The following is a 17,382-nucleotide window of genomic DNA, read 5'->3' on the forward strand; positions in this document are numbered from 1 at the left end:
GGTTGCGCCCCGCCGGGATCCCAGCACCACCCACACGCAAAAAAGTCACGACCAGAGCAACAGGGGCAGGCATGTTCCAGCGCATCCAGCATTTCTTCAATACACTCTCGACCAACTGGTCGGAGGATCCCGGCGCGCGCGGTGCGGCCAAGATGACGGCGGGCGGGGTGCTCGTCGCCGAAGGCGTTTTCGGCGTGGTGCGTGGCCGGACCGGACGCAATGGACGACGGCAGCGCGGCGGCCTTCTCGGCGGGATACTCGGCATCGTCTTCGGCATCATCTTCATCAATGTTGCCGGTTTCGTGGAGGGGCCGGGCATCGATGATCCGGTCGAAATCACCGGAGAAGTCGTCGCCGTCGAGCGCGCCGGCACCAGCGGCGAGAACGACACGCCGATGTACCGCACCCGGATCGCCTATACCGTGGACGGAGAGAGCTACGAATTCAGTCCCCGTGGCCGAAGCTCATGGCGACCGAATGTGGGCGCGGATGTCGATGTCGCCTATTCCCGTTCGGACCCGGCCCATGCGAAGCGGATCGGCGGCATCGAGGAATGGGCGCCGCAGATCTTCGGCTGGGCCGGATGGTTCGTGGTCGTCACCTCCGCATTCAGCCTGCTCGTCAGCATCGCCCTGATCATCTTCGGCATCTGGCTGTTCCAGCAAGGCCGCGCCGATCGCCGGCTCAGCGGTGAGGATCGCAGCTTCTTCGGCGATCTCTTCGCCATCGCAAAGGACGTGCGCGCGGGCAATATGGATATCGCCGAGACGGCGGCCGGCATGGCGGGGGCTGCACAGGGATCCGGGCAGCCCGCTGCCGCAGCGCCCGCGCAGCCTGAAGCCGGCGCCGCATCCGCCACGGCAGCCACGGCTGCAGCGCCAGCCGGCTGGATGCTCGACCCTGCTGACGAGAGCATGCTGCGCTGGTGGGACGGGCAGCAATTTACCGATCAGCGCCGCCCGCGCGATTGAGGCCACTCAGCGGAACAGCCTCACCGGAACAAGGCAGGAGCGCACCATTTCGCTGGTGGTGGAGCCGATGATCAGGCTGCGGATGCGCGAATGGCCATAGGCGCCCATCACCAGGAGATCGATCTTCTCGGCCTCGATGGCCGTGATGATGACGCTTTCGGGCTGGCCTTCGCGAATTTCCGAAGAGACGGTGAAACCGGCATCGCGCAGAACGCTTTGTGCGGTTTCCAGCCGCTCCCGCACCATGGCCGAGGGCTGGCCGACGGTGAGAAGGCGGCATTCCATGCCGGTGAAGAGCTTGCCGGCGGCGATGTGGCGCACGGCCTTCATCACGCTGTCGCCGCCATCGAAGGCGATCAGGAAACGGTTTTGCGGCTTGAACGCGCGCGAGGTGACGAGAACGGGCTTGCGCGAGGCCCGGACCACCCGCTCCAGATTGGAGCCGAGATGCATCCTGGCGAAATCCGCCGCCTCGCCACGCTTGCCGACGATGACGAGGGCGGCATCGCTCTCGGCTTCCTGCAGGGCCTCGACGAGATCGCCGTTGCGCAGGCGCGTGTTGATCTGTTCGACACCCTGTCCACCGATGCGCGCGCGGGCTTCCTCGAGGATCAGCCGTCCGCGCTTTTGCGCCAGCCGCGCCCGCTCCTCGTCATGCGAGGCCAGTTCGGCCAGAAGATTCTCCCGCGCATCCGCATTGATGGCGCCCGAGAGATCCGCCGGCGCCGTCGAGACGTCGCGACGCCCGAGCACATGCATCAGTTCGACCGGGTAACCGGTCTTCTGCGCGACCCACGCCGTATGATCGCAGACGCTTTGCGAATAGATCGAACCGTCGATCAGCGCCACCAGTGCGGACATGCCGCCTCCCTTTCGATTTCGCTTGCACGCCCATGGCCGCAAACCGCCACCATCGCGTCCGTTCCTCGCAGAATGACGGGGTCCCGGTCAAAAAACCAGCCGAATCGGGCCAGACCGGGCATGGATGCCGATCAATGCCCCATCAGCTTGTCCATGGCGCCCGGCTTGTCGTGGATGGCGAGCCTGTCGACGAGGGTTTCACTGGCCTGGTTCATGCCCACGAGTGCGACCTCGGCGCCCTCACGACGGAATTTCAAGACCACCATGTCGAGGGCGGCGACGCTGGAAATATCCCAGATATGGGCGCGTGAGACGTCGATCGTCACCTTCTCCAGCGCCTCGCGGAAATCGAAAGCGGCGGAGAAATTTTCAGCCGATGCGAAGAACAACTGCCCTTCGACCCGGTAGGTGCGATGCGCCCCGTCGGATGAGAGCGTGGAGGTGATGCGGAAGATCTGGGAGATCTTCCAGGCGAAGAATATCCCCGAGAGCAGCACGCCGACCAGCACGCCGATGGCGAGGTTATGGGTACCGACCACGGTGATCACGGTCGCGAGCATCACCACGGAGGAGGAGCGGGGGTGATCGCGAAGATTGCGGATCGAACTCCACGAGAAGGTCCCGATCGAGACCATGATCATCACCGCAACGAGCGCGGCCATCGGGATCACCCCCACCCAGTCGCCCAGCACCACGACCATGAAGAGCAAGAAGACGCCGGCGGCGAAGGAGGAGAGCCGCCCGCGACCGCCCGATTTCACGTTGATGATCGACTGCCCGATCATGGCGCAGCCGGCCATGCCGCCGATGAAACCGGTCGCGGTATTGGCCACGCCCTGCGCCACGCATTCCTGCTTCTTGTCGCTCGGCGTATCGGTCAGCTCGTCGACGATCGTCGCCGTCATCAGCGATTCGAGCAGACCCACCGCCGCGACCGCCGCCGAATAGGGCAGGATGATCATCAGGGTCTCGAGATTGAGCGGAATGTCGGGGATCAGGAAGACCGGCAGCGTCGAGGGCAATTCGCCCATATCGCCGACGGTGCGCAGATCGAAGCCCATCATCAGGGAGACGGCGGTGAGCACCACGATGCAGACCAGCGGGCTCGGCACGGACTTTGTCAGCATCGGCAGCAGATAGATGATGCCAAGCCCGGCCGCGACCATGACATAGGTGAGCATCGGCACGCCGGTGAGTTCCGGGATCTGGGCGAGGAAGATCAGGATGGCGAGCGCATTGACGAAGCCGGTCATCACCGAGCGCGAGACGAAGCGCATCATCTGCGCCACACCGGTCATCCCGGCGGCGATCTGCAAAAGCCCGGCCAGAACCGTCGCCGCGAGCAGGTATTCCAGCCCGTGATCGCGCACGAGCGTGACCATCAGCACCGCCGTCGCGGCCGTGGCTGCGGAAATCATGCCCGGGCGTCCGCCCACGATCGCCGTGATCACGGCGATCGAGAAGGACGCGTAGAGCCCGACCTTGGGATCGACACCGGCGATGATCGAGAAGGCGATCGCCTCCGGAATCAGCGCGAGCGCCACCACGAGGCCGGCGAGGAGATCGCTGCGGATATTGCCGAACCAGTCCCGGCGCTGGCGATTCCAGAAATCAATCGTCACGAAACGGCTCCGTTACCTGCCGCATCACAAACGAGGGTCCATCGCGCAAAATCACGGCGCGCAGGAACGAAGCCGCTCTGTCGGAAGGATTTCTGCAGGACCCTGCACACGGACGCGACGGATCTCGCGCCGTGCGGGGCACGCTGCTGCACCGCAGCATGAACTGGAGGCGCGTTTAGGATATCCCTGCGACAAAGGCAACAGGAAGCCTTGCAGAGCAGGCATGCGTAGCTGGCCAGTGGGGGGAGCCCCTGAAGGACGAGCTCCGTGCCGGATGAGGCGGCACGTGCTGCCTGCAGTACAAACGATCGGCCAGAGCGTTCACAATCCCATGAAAGCGCGCTCACGATAGACCAGGGCCCGCCGCCTCAGCCCATAGCGCACTGCACGGACTTCGCCCACGAGCAGATGATGCGTCGCGACGAGCGGGCTCTGCTGCAAGCGGCAATCGAAGGCGACAAGCGCATCGGACAGAACGGGTGCACCGGTCTCCAGCGTGTCCCAGCGCCCCTCGGCGAAACGGTCATCGCCGGACAACTCCGTACGCCCGGCAAAGATCTCGGCGAGCATCGCGTCATCGAAAGCAAGCGCATTCACCGAGAAGATGCCGGTTTCGAGAATGGCACGGGTCGTGGCACTGTCCGCATTGGCACAGACGACGAGTGTCGGCGGGCGGTCTGATACCGAAGCGACCGCCGTTGCCGTGAAGCCGCTGCGGACCGTCGCGTCTGAAGTCGCCACCACATGAACGGCGCCGGCGACATGGCTCATCGCATCGCGATAATCGCGTGATTCGAGATTGCTCACGACGGCGACGCCCCGCTTCTCCCCGGCCTGTTGCGCTCCATTGTGCACACTTGCCCCATCTGCCTGATCCCGCCACGTTCGTGTTTCACACAATATTGCCGCAGATATGGTTCCGCCCGGCGGATTGAGAAGAGGCGGCAAGTCCCTGGAATCTGTCGACTGCCGGTTCGGCGTGCACGGGACGGGCGCATCACCGCGCCGTCGCCGTAGCAGGCCCGGCGGCAGATCGAACAGTTTTCAACTGCAAAAATCACATAAATGCGTCTTTGATCGGCATGATTCGGCTCATCCATGGAGATGCAATCGCTCAGGATTCGATCTCCACCACGCCACCGGATTCGAGGGTGCGCCGCAAGCGGGTGAAGGCGAGGCGGATGCGGGATTTGACTGTCCCCAGCGGCAGGCCGGTCTGCTCCGAGATCTCGCTATGCGACAGACCCTCGAAAAAGGCCAAGCGTACCAGTGAGAGCTGCTCGTCAGGAAGACTGCTCATGGCGACCCGCACGGCTTCGTCGCGCTGTGCGGCATCCATGTCCCCCTCGATATCGGTATCGTCGGGCAGATCGAAGACGGGGTCATCGGGCTCGGCCAGGGTCGAACGGTCGCGGCGCAGGAGATCGATGCGGCGGTTGCGGGCAATCCGGTAGAGCCAGGTGGAAAGCGAGGATTTGGCGGGATCGAACAGTTCCGACTTGCGCCAAAGCGTGGTCATCGTGTCCTGGGTGATCTCCTCGGCCAGCGCCGCATCGGCACCCTGACGAATCAGATAGGCCTGCAGGCGCGGGGCGAAGAAATCGAACAGGCGCGCAAAGGCCGCGCGGTCGCGCGACTGCGCGACGGCCCTGGCCAGTGCAGCGAGTTCGCCGGGTGAGAGCAAGCCGGTCCTCGATTCTTCTGGCGGCTGATGCCGCTTCTCGATCTGTTGTGCGCGCGGTGGCGATGGCACGAAATTAGAAGCAGGCGCGCGATGGCGCAATGCAAAACCGCCGATTCAGGAAAGGTTAACGTATTTTTGCCCATTTCAGGACAATGTAGTGAAAAACCGCGAGCACGATTCGCCGCATGGCGAGCCACCAAACTGTCCAGGGTCAGATACATGATGCTCACACGTTTTCTCCGCCGCTTCGCCCCCGCCATCGCGCTGGCCGGTGCCATGATGGCGGCGCCCTCCGGCGGCGCCCTTGCCCAATCGGGCGCGACGCTTCTGGACACCTTCAACGATTGGGGTGCCTACACTGCCAGCGCGGATGGCGCCAAGGTCTGCTATGCGCTGTCGCAACCCGAGCGCCGCCTGCCCGAAGAATTGCGGCGTGGTGCCGGCTATCTCTTCGTCTCGTTCCGCCCGGCAGAGAACGTGCGCAACGAAGTGGCCGTGGTCATGGGCTTTCCCACCCGCGACGGTCAGGACGCGATCGCCGATGTCGACGGTACGCGCTTCACCATGGTGACGAGCGGCGAGAACGTCTGGATCAAGGATCCCGCCGATGAGGGCCGTCTCGTCGACGCCTTCCTCGCCGGGAGTGAATTGCGGCTCGAAGTCGTGTCCGGGCGCGGCAACGAGACGACGGATGTCTACTCGCTGATGGGCTTCACCGCCGCCCTGCGCCGGGCGCGCGAAGAATGCAGCTGACGCGTTGGTCTGCGCGACCGGGCCGCGGCGCTGCGTGACGCACAGCGCCGTGTTGCGCCGGGATGCGCAGGGCTGCGTGGTGTCATGATGCCGGATCGTGGAAAAAGGGCGCGGCGCAATCCGCCGCGACCGGGAAGCCGCGAACACATGCGCGCATGCGCTTCATGCTGGTCGCGATCACCCGGGGATCAGGCGTCGCCTCGCTTCCAGCCCTTGCGTGTCGCCTCTGCCTGGCATCCTGCCTGGCGTCCTATTTGCAGAAGAGACGATAGAGCGTGCCGATCAGTTCGCGCGCTTCCTCGGAAGCGAGGCGGTAATAGATCGTCTGCCCCTCACGCCGCGTGGTGACGAGGCCGAGCGCCCGCAGCTTCGACAGATGCTGTGAGAGCGCCGATTGGCCGAGCCCTACCGATTCGGCGAGGGTGCCGACGGAGACTTCCTCGTCCATCATGCGACACATCGCCATCAGGCGCTTGGAATGACCGAGCGCTGTCAGCAATTGCGCCACCATGTCGGCCTTGGGTTCGAGGGTCTGAAGATCTGAAGCTTTCACATGCACACACGGGTTCGCTGCCATATCTCCGTCTGTAGCGCGGGAAATGCTCTCCTGGCAACGCACATTTTCGAGACGTGATTTTGCGGCAACCGTCTTCGTCAGGACTTCAATGGCCATGACCGTCGAGCCTCCCGCGCAGGGCCGACAGGTCATAGCCTGCGCGCGCCGCGGTTGCGATGATGTCATCTTCCGACATCCGGCCGGCATTGGCCAGGGCCCAGAGCACGCTGGAGCGCGTTCCCGAGCGGCAGAAGGCCACGACCGGCCCGGCGAGCTCGTCGAGCGCGGCGCGGAAGGCGGCGACGTCTTCCGGGGCGAATTGTCCCGAGATCACCGGTACGTAGCGGTATTCCAGACCGAGCTCGGCTGCACGCGCGGCAATCGCTTCCTGCGGCGGCTGGTCCGGACCCTCGCCATCGGGCCTGTTGTTGATCACCGCCTTGTAGCCGGCTGCGGCGATCGCATCGAGATCCTCGAGGCGCAGCTGCGGCGCGACGGCGATATCATCGGTGAGCGGAATATAGGACATGATGCGGTCTCGCTTTCATGGAGGGCGCTGAACCGGGGGTCGGTTTACAACAGACCCGCATTCTGCACCAGCATGTAGATGGCAACAGCGAAGATCAACGCGGCGAAGACGATATTCAGCGTGCCCTTGGCATCGGCCAGCTTGCGCGCCACCCGTGCGCCGATGGCACTGCCGACGAAGCCGCCGGCGATGAACAGGGCCGCCACCGGCCAGTCGACCAGGCCCGAAAATGCGTAGTTGCCCGCCGTCGTGACGCCGAAGGCGCTCACCGCAAAGAGTGAGGAACCGATCGCATTGATGATCGGCATGCCCGTCGCCGCGATCAGCCCCGGCACGATCAGGAAGCCGCCGCCGATGCCGAAGAACCCGGCGAGCAGGCCGGCCCCAAGGCCGAAGGTCACCAGCTTTACGGCATTGTCGCGTCCCAGCACCACGTCGGGAAGCCCGACCGCATTGCGCCGCTTCAGCATCAGCGCGCCGACAACGAGCATCAGCACGGCGAAGGCGGAAAGCAGCATCTCGCCGTCGATCATCTGCCCGATGGTCGAGCCGAGAGCCGCCCCAAGCACGCCGGCGCCGGCGAAGACCGCCGCGCAGCGCCATTTCACGGTGCCCGAACGCGCATGCGAGCCGAGGCTCATCATCGCGTTGACCGCCACGGCGACGGCGCTGGTGCCGATCGCCACATGCGGGCTCGCGACGCCAACGAGATAGACCATGGCCGGCACGGCCAGGATCGATCCGCCACCGCCGACGAGGCCGAGCGAGAAACCGACGAGCGATCCGGATGCCAGTCCGGCAAGGCTCTGGGCGAGGGAGAGGGCGAGCATGGTCTGTCAGCCTGACGCAGAAAGAGGGATACGCGCGACACGCAAAGGGCGCGCCGCGCGGTATGCATGGGACCGGGCGGGCCGGAAGATTACGCCGTCCTGGCGACTGGCGGGTTCTTCAGCGCCTTGTTCCAGGGCATGTGAATCAACACGCGGGCAAGCCCGCAGAAGCCCGTCATGCCGGCGACCATCAGCCCGGCGCCGACGAAGGCGGGGATGATCAGGAAGCCGGGTGCGATGAAGATGCCGGCAAGCGTGCCGAAGAAGCCGAGCGAGCCGGCGCCGATCTGCACCTGACGCATCAGGTCGAGCGGCTGCGACTTGTCCTCGACCACCGGCAGGCCGGCCTTGCGCCACGCGTCAATGCCGCCTTCGACGATAAAGGCGTCGCAGCCTTCACCAGCCTTGTCGGAGAGCGCCTGCGCGTTGGACAAGGTGCGCATGCCCGACTTGCAGTGGAAGAGCACCACATTGGCGCCGTCACGCGGCAGTTCGCCCTTGTCGAATTCATTCAGCGAAAAGTTGCGCGCATGCGGGATGCGCTCGCGCGCATGCTCGGCCCGATCGCGCACATCCACGAGCACGGCACCTTCATCGATCAGGCGCTTGGCTTCGGCGGGGGAGATGGTCGGAAGGCTCATGGTCTGTCATCCTCGTCTGGGTATTCCGGTTGCAACACTTGCGAGGCGTCTCGCCTGCAGGATCTGCGAGCGGCGCCTCTCTGAAGCTGTCAGTAATTTAGAATTTACTTATATATATGTCAAGGGGCGATTTGCCCTGGCACCGGCAATACGCCGTGCGGCTGCGCCGGAGCCGGGCGCCCCAACGAAGAAGGGCCGTCCACGAGGGACGGCCCGACCTCGATTGCGGCTGCTCCGCTGTGGATCTTTCCGGGGGGCTGGGGGGCTGACGTTACCGGAAGAACCCACATGGAAACCATCGAGATACGTATTTTTCTGATGGGTTCGGGGCTTCCGTTTGTCGTGAAAGCGGCGAATTTGTGATTTTGCGTCCTCGCGAAGATTTTCCCGTGTGACACGGGCCGCACCGGGCCTGCACAAACGCCGAAGTTTCCTCTAGAACGACTGCATGAGCACGAACCCGCACAATCCGATTCCCGATCTCAGCCAGGCCGTCCAGCGCGTCGATGCGAGCGCGCATGTCGGCGTGATCTGCTTCCTGCAAACCACCGCCGCCTTCTGTCTCGGCGATGGCGGCGTGCTGCTGGTGCGCGATGGCGCCGAACACCGGGTGCAGGTGCATCCCGATGGCAGCATCCTGTGTGCGACGAGCGATGGCGAGCGCCTCGTCACCGGCGGCGATGACGGGCGCGTCGCGGTCACCGGCGCCGACGGATCGACGCGCGATTTCGCCGATAGCGGCGGCACATGGATCGATGCGCTCGCCCTGCATCATGAAGGCGGCATCGCCTGGAGCGCGGGGCGCAACGTGACCGCGCGTGATCGCAAGGGAAAGGAGAAGCGCTTCACGGCCCCCTCCTCCGCCCGCGGCCTCGCCTTCGCGCCGAAGGGTTATCGCCTCGCGGTGGCGCATTATAACGGGGTCAGCCTGTGGTACCCGAATCTGGAGAAGGAACCGGACCCGCTCGAATGGAAGGGCTCGCATCTCGACGTGACCTGGTCGCCGGACGGGCGCTTCGTCGTCACCTCCATGCAGGAGAATGCGCTGCATGGCTGGCGACTCGCGCCCGATCGCGGCCATATGCGGATGTCGGGCTATGCCGCCAAGCCGCGATCGCTCTCCTGGAGCGCCGATGGCGACATGCTCGCCACGAGCGGCGCCGATGCGGTGATCGCCTGGCCCTTCGACAGCAAGGAAGGGCCGACCGGAAAGGCCCCGCGTGAATTCGGCGTGCGCGCGGCACGCGTCACCCGGGTCGCCTGCCACCCGCATCTGCCGATCTGTGCCGCCGGCTACGAAGACGGCTGCGTCCTGCTGATTCGCGTCAGCGACGGTTCGGAGCTGCTGGTGCGCCCGGCGGTGAAGGGCAGCCGCGTCACCGCCCTCGCCTGGGACGCAGCCGGCAAGCTGCTCGCCTTCGGCTGTGATGACGGGGCAGCGGGCATTCTGCCGCTTCCGTGAGCGTTGCGGGCGGCCTGCATGGCCTCGGCCCCGCGCATGAACAATCATGGCGCAGAAACAGGCAGTAATCGTTAACGAAACTTAACACCCGCATGACCTGCCCTGCCGCTTCCCGGAATATCCATATACGGCGATTTCATGTGGTTTTCGCATGCTGGCGCAGCTGGAGGAACATCACATGGGAATGCTCGCACGAATCGCCGGACCGCATCGCGCCGCGCAACCGGATCTGCGCGCGGCCTTCGAGAGCCTGCCCGTTGCAGTGATGATCTGCGAGACGCGCGATTTCGAGGTCGTCTACGCCAACCCGGAATCGCGCACGCTGCTGGGGCGGATCGGCCATCTTCTGAATATCGATCCAGAGAAGATCATCGGCACCTCGATCGATGTCTTCCACAAAAATCCCGCCCATCAGCGGCGCATCCTGTCGGATCCTGGGAATCTGCCGCACAACGCCCAGATCAGGCTGGGTGACGAGTATCTCGACCTCGCCATCTCGCCCCTGATCGATGCGCGCGGTGCCTATACACATGCCGTGCTGACCTGGTCGATCGCGACGGAAAAACGCCGCCAGCAGGATGAAGTGGCACGGCTCCTGCAGATGATCGACCGCATGCCGATCAACGTCATGACCTGTGATCCCGAGAACTTCACCATCAATTACGTCAATTCCACCAGCATCGAGACACTCTCGAAAATCGAGGAGCATCTGCCGATCAGGGCGAAGGATCTGCTGGGGCAGAATATCGACATCTTCCACAAGCGCCCGACGCATCAGCGCTCCATCCTCGCCGATCCGGCCAACCTGCCGATCAACAGCAATATCCGCGTCGGCCCGGAAGTCCTCAATCTGCGCGTCTCGGCCATCATGTCGAAGGAGGGGCGCTATCTCGGCCCGATGCTGACCTGGAACGTCGTGACGGAGGAGGTTCGGGTGGCCGAGAGCGTCACCGAGACCTGCACCACCATGACGGGAACCGCCTCCGAGCTCGCCAGCGCTGCGGCGCAGATGACCGGGATCGCCCGCCATGCCCAGGCCATGGCCGGCACCGTCTCTGCGGCGACGGAGGAGCTCTCGGCCTCGATCAGCGAAATCGCGACGCAGGCCGCATCGGCGGCCGATCTTTCCGGCTCGGCCAGCCAGCGCGCCGGGACCGCCGATGACATGGTGCGCGAACTGGCCCAGGTCTCGAACCAGATCGGTTCGATCACCGAGGTCATCGCCACCATCGCCGCCCAGACCAACCTGCTGGCGCTGAACGCCACGATCGAAGCCGCGCGTGCGGGCGAGGCCGGGCGCGGCTTCGCGGTGGTCGCCGCCGAGGTCAAGGCACTGGCCGATCAGACCGCCCAGGCGACCAGCCAGATCAAGGCGCAGATCGAGACGATCCAGTCGGTTTCGGGATCAACGGCGGAGGCGATCGGCGCCATCGTCAGCGATGTCGACACCTTGCGCGGCGCTTCGAACCAGATTGCGGCAGCGGTGGAGGAGCAATCAGCGGCGATTCGCGAGGTGACCAGCAACATGACCGGTGTCTCCGACGCGGCGCATCAGACCGGACAGGCGGCCGTTGCGATCAAGGATGTCTCCGCCTCACTCGATTCGGACGCGCATCGCTTCAAGGACGTGATCGACGCCTTCGTGAACCGGCGCGGGAAGAAGTGAGCAGCAACGATGCATGATCCCCGCTGCGCAGGGCTGCGTTGACGTCGATTTGCGCATATGTGTCATAAAAATCGATTGCGCCACAGGCAGGCAAACATGTAACGTGAAGGATAGCGGATCCGTAAGCACAATCATAAATATAAGAAATGATACATGCCGAACGCACCAGGTCGCGGAAAGCCCAAACAGCTCAGTCTTGCTCTTCGGCGTGTCACGCGAAGCCTGCATGACGTTTCCGAGGAACGCTTCGACACGCTGAGCCGGCTGGCACCCGAAAGGATCGCCACGCATCTCGCCATGATGACGCGGATGCTGCTCGCCTGGCACGCGGCGGCAACAGGCAACCGCGCGGCGAACAGCGTGCCGCGTGTTCTCGCCCGCGCCATGGCCGGACACGAAGCTGCGGTCAGTGCCGCCGATGGCGCATCCCCGCCGCTCCTGCCCGTGCCGCTGGCACGTTTCACCCTCATGAATCGCGCCGAGGCGATCGGCAGTGCCTACACGATCTGCGGCGCCGCATTGGGGCTGCGCCCCGCCCTGCGCAGTGCCGCCCCGTCCGGGCCGGAGGAACAGCAGCGCATGGAAGGCCTGGCTTGTGCGGGTGCAGCGATGCAGCAGCGCTGGCGCGGCATGCGCAGGGCGATCGATCTGTGGGGGCTCGAGCATCCGCACATGCAGGCCGATGTGCTTGCCGGTGCCTGCACGGCCTTTTGCGTGGCCCTGACGATCCTCGATGCGATGGTCGAACAGAACATGATGGAGGCGTCGCGCCATGCCTGAACGCGACAACCGCGCCGCCATGGTCCCGCAGCTCGGAGATCGGGAGGGGCTGGAGCGCCATATCGCCATCTGCGAAGCCGAGCCGATCACCTTCCCCGGACGCGTCCAGTCCTTCGGCGCCCTGCTGGCCTTTGATCCGACGGACGGGCGGCTGCATTACTGGTCGGAGAATGCCGGTGCCTGGCTGGGGCGCGATCCGGTGCCCGGATGCGTGCTCGCGGATCTCCTGCCCGCCCCGGCGATCGCCCGGATCATGGAGATGCTCTCCTGCGAGCATTACGCGCCGACGAATTTCACCTCTGTGGCGCGTTTCGACAATCACGTGAACGATGCCGTGGTGCATCAGATCGACGACCTGGCCGTGGTCGAATTGCTGCCTGCGGGGGCGGCCCTCGAGGCCGCGCAGAGCGTCTCCGCCGCACAGGCCGCGCTGGCGCGCCTGCGCGCGACCGAGGGGCTCGACGACCTGCTCGCCGCGACCGCACGGGAATGGCGCGCGCTCACTGGCTATGACCGGGTGATGGTCTATCGCTTCGATGAAGACGGCCACGGCGCCGTCGTGGCCGAATCCTGCGATCCGCAGCGCGAATCCTTCCTCGGGTTGCATTACCCGGCGAGCGATATCCCCAGCCAGGCGCGCCGGATGTATCTGCTGCAGCGGGTGCGGATGATTCCTGATATCCACGCCCCGACGCTGACCCTGCACGCAACCGATTTCATGGCGCGCTCATCGACGGGGGAGGCGGAAGGCGCGTCCGGCGCGGGGCTCGACATGACCTACGCCGTTCTGCGCGCGGTCTCGCCCTATCATCTGGCCTATCTCGACAATATGGGCGTGCGCGCCACGCTCGTCGTCTCGCTGATCCGTGACGGCGCGCTCTGGGGCATGGTGGTGTGCCACCATGACGCACCGCGCATGGTCGACAGCACCCTGCGCGGATTGTGCGACATGCTCGGCCAGAGCCTTTCGGAGATGATCGCCACGCGCAGTGCGGTCGACCATCAGCGGGCGATGGCGCAGCGTGCCGAGGCGCTGCGCAAGGTCGAAACCGCCCTGGATGAAGCCGGGCGTCTGAGCGACGCATTGAAGGCGGTCGCACCGGACCTGCTCGCCGTCATGCAGGCCGGAGGGGTCTATTGCAATTTCGGTGGCGCCGGCCTGCTGCTCGGCGAGACGCCGCCCGAGCGCGATTGCAAGGCGATCCTTCAGGCCATGGCGCAGAAACAGACCGGGCAGGGCCGCCATCACGGCGGCACGCATTGCCTGCCGGAGGCCGATCCGCGCTTCGAATCCGTGCGGCTGGTCGCATCGGGGGCTTACGTCATACCAACCCCCAACACGCCGCTCGACGGTCTCGTCTTCTTCCGGCCGGAGCGCACGCAGGAAGTCGCCTGGGGCGGGGATCCCAACCATCCCGTCCATATCGACGAGGCGTCCGGAAAGCTTGGCCCGCGCCGCTCCTTCGCGGCCTGGATCGAGGTGGTGCGCGGACAAAGCAAGCGTTGGGATGATGTCGATGCGCGCATGGCGGAGCTTTTGCGCCGCAGCCTGGTGAGCGCGCTTTTGCGCATCACCGAGGAGCATGTCGCCTTTCTCGGCCAGCACGAGAGCGAAACCGGGCTGATGACGCGCAGTGCCCTGGAGGCGCGCCTGCGGCGCATCACGGCGGCGGCGCCGCAGGCGCATGTGGGCGTGATGCTGATCGCCGTGAAACAGCGCGAAGCCGTCGCCGCGCGGCACGGAGCCGGGGCTGCCATCGCCCTCGATCGGCTGATGCGCGAGAATATCGGGCCGGCGCTCACCCGCACGGATCATCTCGGGCGCTATGATGACGATACGCTGATGCTGGTGGCGCGCCGTGATTCACCGGAAGCCCTGCGCATGCTCGCGCGCAGCATCATCGAAATGGGGCGCAAGCCGGTGGAGATCAATGGTTACCAGCATACGCCGCTCATCCGTGTGGGGACGGCATTCTGCCCCGAAGTGCCTCCCGCCGAGGCACCGGCAATCGCCATGCGGGCGCTGCGCGAGGCCAGAGACGACAACCGCAGGCGAATCGTCTTCGGCGCGCCGACAGGCCCCGATTCCGGTCCGTCACACGCGGAACTGATGCTGGAAATCGGCCCGGCACTGGCGCGTGGCGAGATCAGGGCCGTGTTCCAGCCCCTCGTCGATATCCGGAGCGGGCGCGTGCGTGGCCTTGAGGCGCTCGCCCGGTTCGAAAGCCCGACCCATGGCCCCGTCAGCCCGGCCCGCTTCATTCCAGCCGCCGTGGAAGCCGGCCAGATCTTTCTGCTGACCACGACCATGATTGATCTCGCCCTGCGCGTCGCGGCGCCGCTCATCCGTGACGGCAAGATCGATTTCGTCAGCGTCAATCTCGATGCGGCGGCGCTCGCCCGGCGCAGCATATCCGCCGTGGCCCGCTCGGCGCTGGATGCGCATGGCCTGCCTTATCACCATCTCGTTCTGGAGGTCACCGAGACCTCGATGTGTTCGCAGGAAGCGGTCGAGGCGCTCCGGCAGCTACAGGCGGAGGGGATGAAGATCGCGCTGGATGATTTCGGCGCGGGCTATTCCTCGCTCGGCGAACTCGCGCGCCTGCCGGCGGATATCGTCAAGATCGACCGCAAGCTGGTCAGCGGCATCGGCACGCAGCCGCGCGTGACGGCGATCTTCTCCGCCGTGCGCAACCTCGTCGCCAGCCTCGGAATCGCCTGTATTGCCGAGGGTATCGAGACACGCGAGGAATGCGATGCTCTTGCGGACGAGGACCTTTTCGCAGTGCAGGGGTATTATTTCGCCCGCCCCATGAATGCCGAGGCTCTGGCGGCCTTCATCGGGAAGGCGGGCCGGGAATCGTGAACCCTCGCCGGCAAACCGGCGCAGGCACACAGGCGGACACGTCCGATCCGGATCGGCAAGCGTATGTCATACAGACTTTGACGTCATCAGCTTGCGCGGCTAAGTCTTGCGTCACCCTCGAAGGCGCGGATCACTCTGCGTCGCCCTTGCGGGGACGATCGGTCGATATGGCCTGCCGGTCGGCTTGTGAAGAATGGTGGTCTCATGCCTGTCGAAACTCCGCTCCTCGATACGATCCGCGACCCGCGCGACCTGCGCAAGCTGTCCGAAGACAAGCTGCGGCAGGTCTCCGACGAACTGCGTTCGGAGACGATCGATGCCGTCTCCGTCACGGGCGGGCATCTGGGCGCCGGGCTCGGCGTGATCGAACTGACGGTCGCCCTGCATCACGTCTTCGACACCCCCGACGACCGGCTGATCTGGGATGTCGGCCACCAGGCCTATCCGCACAAGATCCTGACCGGGCGCCGCGATCGCATCCGCACCCTGCGTACGGGTGGCGGCCTCTCCGGCTTCACCAAGCGGGCGGAGAGCGCATACGATCCGTTCGGCGCGGCGCATTCCTCCACCTCGATCTCCGCTGGCCTCGGCATGGCGGTGGGGCGTGATCTCGACGGGCGCAAGAACAATGTCGTGGCCGTGATCGGCGATGGCGCGATGTCGGCGGGCATGGCCTATGAGGCGATGAACAATGCCGGCGCCATGCATTCGCGCCTGATCGTCATCCTCAACGACAACGACATGTCGATCGCGCCCCCGGTGGGCGCCATGTCGGCCTATCTCGCGCGGCTGGTTTCCGGGCGCACCTATCGCTCGATCCGCGAGACCGCCAAGCAGCTCACCCGCCGCCTGCCCAAGTTCTTCAGCGAGAAGGCGGCGAAGGCCGAGGAATATGCGCGCGGGTTCTGGACCGGCGGCACCATGTTCGAGGAGATGGGCTTCTACTATGTCGGCCCGATCGACGGGCACAATCTCGACCACCTCCTGCCCGTGCTCAAGAATGTCCGCGACATGGAAACCGGCCCGATCCTCGTCCATGTGGTGACCCAGAAGGGCAAGGGTTATGCACCGGCGGAAGCTTCCGCCGACAAGTATCACGGCGTGGTCAAGTTCGACGTGGTGACCGGAACGCAGTCCAAGCCGAAGGCGAATGCGCCGGCCTTCACCAAGGTCTTCGGCGAGAGCCTGATCCGGGAGGCCGAGGCCGATGACAAGGTCGTGGCGATCACCGCCGCGATGCCGTCGGGCACGGGTATCGACATGTTCGCCAAGGCCTTCCCCGGGCGCACCTACGATGTCGGCATTGCCGAGCAGCATGCGGTGACCTTCGCCGCCGGGCTGGCGACGGAGGGCTACAGGCCGTTCTGCGCGATCTATTCCACCTTCCTGCAACGCGCCTATGACCAGATCGTGCACGATGTCGCGATCCAGAACCTGCCGGTGCGCTTCGCCCTCGACCGGGCCGGCCTCGTGGGCGCGGACGGGCCGACCCATGCCGGCTCCTTCGACATCGCCTATCTGGGCTGCCTGCCCAATTTCACCATCATGGCCGCCGCCGACGAGGCCGAGCTCGTGCATATGGTCGCCACCGCCGTGGCGCATGATACGGGCCCCATCGCCTTCCGCTATCCGCGCGGCGAGGGTGTCGGTGTCGACATGCCCGAGAAGGGCGTGCCGCTCGAAATCGGCAAGGGGCGGATCGTCAAGCAGGGCAGCCGCATCGCCATCCTGTCACTCGGCACGCGCCTGAAGGAAGCCCTGGGCGCGGCAGAAGACCTCGACGCGCGCGGGCTGTCCACCACCGTCGCCGATGCCCGTTTCGCCAAACCGCTCGACGAGGAACTCGTGCTGCGGCTCGCCCGCGAACACGAGGTGCTGATCACCGTCGAGGAAGGCTCGATCGGCGGGTTCGGCTCCTTCGTGCTGCATTGCCTGGCCGCCAATGGCGCACTGGATAGCGGCCTCAAGGTGCGCCCCATGGTGCTGCCCGACATCTTCATCGACCAGGACAAGCCCGACGCCATGTATGCGCAGGCCGGCCTTGATGCCGATGCGATCGTCGCGAAGGTCTTTGCGGCGCTCGGTCGGGATGCGGATGGCAGGGACGCGGATGGCCTGGAAGCCGGCGGGCGCGCGAAGATCGGCTGAGAATGCGATGAGC

The 17,382-nt window shown here is 65.3% G+C and carries 15 protein-coding genes; 7 read left to right on the forward strand and 8 right to left on the reverse strand.

Annotation, left to right across the window (positions count from 1 at the left end):
• The first annotated feature begins 71 nt into the window (after positions 1 to 71).
• Positions 72 to 971 carry a DUF3592 domain-containing protein gene (locus tag GA0071312_RS02135; protein ID WP_074443429.1) on the forward strand — a complete coding sequence of 300 codons (900 nt, stop codon included), beginning with the start codon at positions 72 to 74 and terminating at the stop codon, positions 969 to 971.
• Between the two features lie 6 nt (positions 972 to 977).
• On the opposite strand, the gene GA0071312_RS02140 is transcribed toward GA0071312_RS02135, so the two are convergent.
• The 4 genes from GA0071312_RS02140 to GA0071312_RS02155 form a co-directional block, all read right to left on the reverse strand.
• Positions 978 to 1,832 (reverse strand): universal stress protein, encoded by an 855-nt coding sequence (locus GA0071312_RS02140; protein WP_074443430.1) that lies wholly within the window; start codon positions 1,830 to 1,832, stop codon positions 978 to 980.
• A gap of 131 nt (positions 1,833 to 1,963) precedes the next feature.
• Positions 1,964 to 3,448: a SulP family inorganic anion transporter gene (locus GA0071312_RS02145; protein WP_074444131.1), complete on the reverse strand. Its 1,485-nt coding sequence runs from the start codon at positions 3,446 to 3,448 to the stop codon at positions 1,964 to 1,966.
• A 327-nt stretch (positions 3,449 to 3,775) separates the two neighbouring features.
• Complete coding sequence (locus tag GA0071312_RS02150; protein ID WP_131817685.1) at positions 3,776 to 4,261, reverse strand: flavin reductase family protein; 486 nt, start codon at positions 4,259 to 4,261, stop codon at positions 3,776 to 3,778.
• A 307-nt stretch (positions 4,262 to 4,568) separates the two neighbouring features.
• A complete protein-coding gene (locus GA0071312_RS02155) occupies positions 4,569 to 5,138 on the reverse strand; it encodes a sigma-70 family RNA polymerase sigma factor (RefSeq protein ID WP_074443432.1) in 570 nt (189 codons plus the stop codon).
• A gap of 219 nt (positions 5,139 to 5,357) precedes the next feature.
• Here GA0071312_RS02155 and GA0071312_RS02160 point away from each other — a divergent pair, with 219 nt between their 5' ends.
• Positions 5,358 to 5,891, forward strand: coding sequence for an invasion associated locus B family protein (locus tag GA0071312_RS02160; RefSeq protein WP_108721780.1), 534 nt, complete (start codon positions 5,358 to 5,360; stop codon positions 5,889 to 5,891).
• A 250-nt stretch (positions 5,892 to 6,141) separates the two neighbouring features.
• Here the strand turns inward: GA0071312_RS02160 and GA0071312_RS02165 are convergent, their stop codons facing one another.
• The 4 genes from GA0071312_RS02165 to GA0071312_RS02180 form a co-directional block, all read right to left on the reverse strand.
• Entirely contained in the window at positions 6,142 to 6,402 is a 261-nt protein-coding gene (locus tag GA0071312_RS02165; RefSeq protein WP_420819954.1) for an ArsR/SmtB family transcription factor, read from the reverse strand.
• 151 nt (positions 6,403 to 6,553) lie between these two features.
• Positions 6,554 to 6,976 (reverse strand): protein tyrosine phosphatase family protein, encoded by a 423-nt coding sequence (locus GA0071312_RS02170; RefSeq protein ID WP_074443434.1) that lies wholly within the window; start codon positions 6,974 to 6,976, stop codon positions 6,554 to 6,556.
• A gap of 44 nt (positions 6,977 to 7,020) precedes the next feature.
• The gene (locus GA0071312_RS02175) at positions 7,021 to 7,806 is read right to left on the reverse strand and encodes a sulfite exporter TauE/SafE family protein (RefSeq protein WP_074443435.1); all 786 of its coding nucleotides are present in this window, start codon (positions 7,804 to 7,806) and stop codon (positions 7,021 to 7,023) included.
• Between the two features lie 89 nt (positions 7,807 to 7,895).
• Positions 7,896 to 8,447, reverse strand: a complete 552-nt coding sequence (locus GA0071312_RS02180) for a rhodanese family protein (protein WP_074443436.1) — start codon at positions 8,445 to 8,447, stop codon at positions 7,896 to 7,898.
• Positions 8,448 to 8,895: 448 nt separating this feature from the next.
• Between GA0071312_RS02180 and GA0071312_RS02185 the strand changes: the two genes are divergently transcribed.
• The 5 genes from GA0071312_RS02185 (at position 8,896) to dxs (ending at position 17,369) form a co-directional block, all read left to right on the forward strand.
• A complete protein-coding gene (locus GA0071312_RS02185) occupies positions 8,896 to 9,909 on the forward strand; it encodes a WD40 repeat domain-containing protein (RefSeq protein ID WP_074443437.1) in 1,014 nt (337 codons plus the stop codon).
• Positions 9,910 to 10,060: 151 nt separating this feature from the next.
• Positions 10,061 to 11,575 carry a methyl-accepting chemotaxis protein gene (locus tag GA0071312_RS02190; RefSeq protein WP_083204228.1) on the forward strand — a complete coding sequence of 505 codons (1,515 nt, stop codon included), beginning with the start codon at positions 10,061 to 10,063 and terminating at the stop codon, positions 11,573 to 11,575.
• A gap of 153 nt (positions 11,576 to 11,728) precedes the next feature.
• The gene (locus GA0071312_RS02195; protein ID WP_074443438.1) at positions 11,729 to 12,355 is read left to right on the forward strand and encodes a heme oxygenase-like domain-containing protein; all 627 of its coding nucleotides are present in this window, start codon (positions 11,729 to 11,731) and stop codon (positions 12,353 to 12,355) included.
• The gene (locus GA0071312_RS02200) at positions 12,348 to 15,221 is read left to right on the forward strand and encodes a bifunctional diguanylate cyclase/phosphodiesterase (RefSeq protein WP_074443439.1); all 2,874 of its coding nucleotides are present in this window, start codon (positions 12,348 to 12,350) and stop codon (positions 15,219 to 15,221) included. The genes GA0071312_RS02195 and GA0071312_RS02200 overlap by 8 nt, the downstream gene beginning before the upstream one ends.
• Before the next feature lie 204 nt (positions 15,222 to 15,425).
• Positions 15,426 to 17,369 (forward strand): 1-deoxy-D-xylulose-5-phosphate synthase, encoded by a 1,944-nt coding sequence (gene dxs / locus GA0071312_RS02205; RefSeq protein WP_074444134.1) that lies wholly within the window; start codon positions 15,426 to 15,428, stop codon positions 17,367 to 17,369.
• The last annotated feature ends 13 nt before the right edge of the window (positions 17,370 to 17,382 follow it).

Origin of the sequence: Saliniramus fredricksonii (assembly GCF_900094735.1) — a bacterium.
Taxonomy (GTDB): Bacteria; Pseudomonadota; Alphaproteobacteria; order Rhizobiales; family Beijerinckiaceae; genus Saliniramus; species Saliniramus fredricksonii.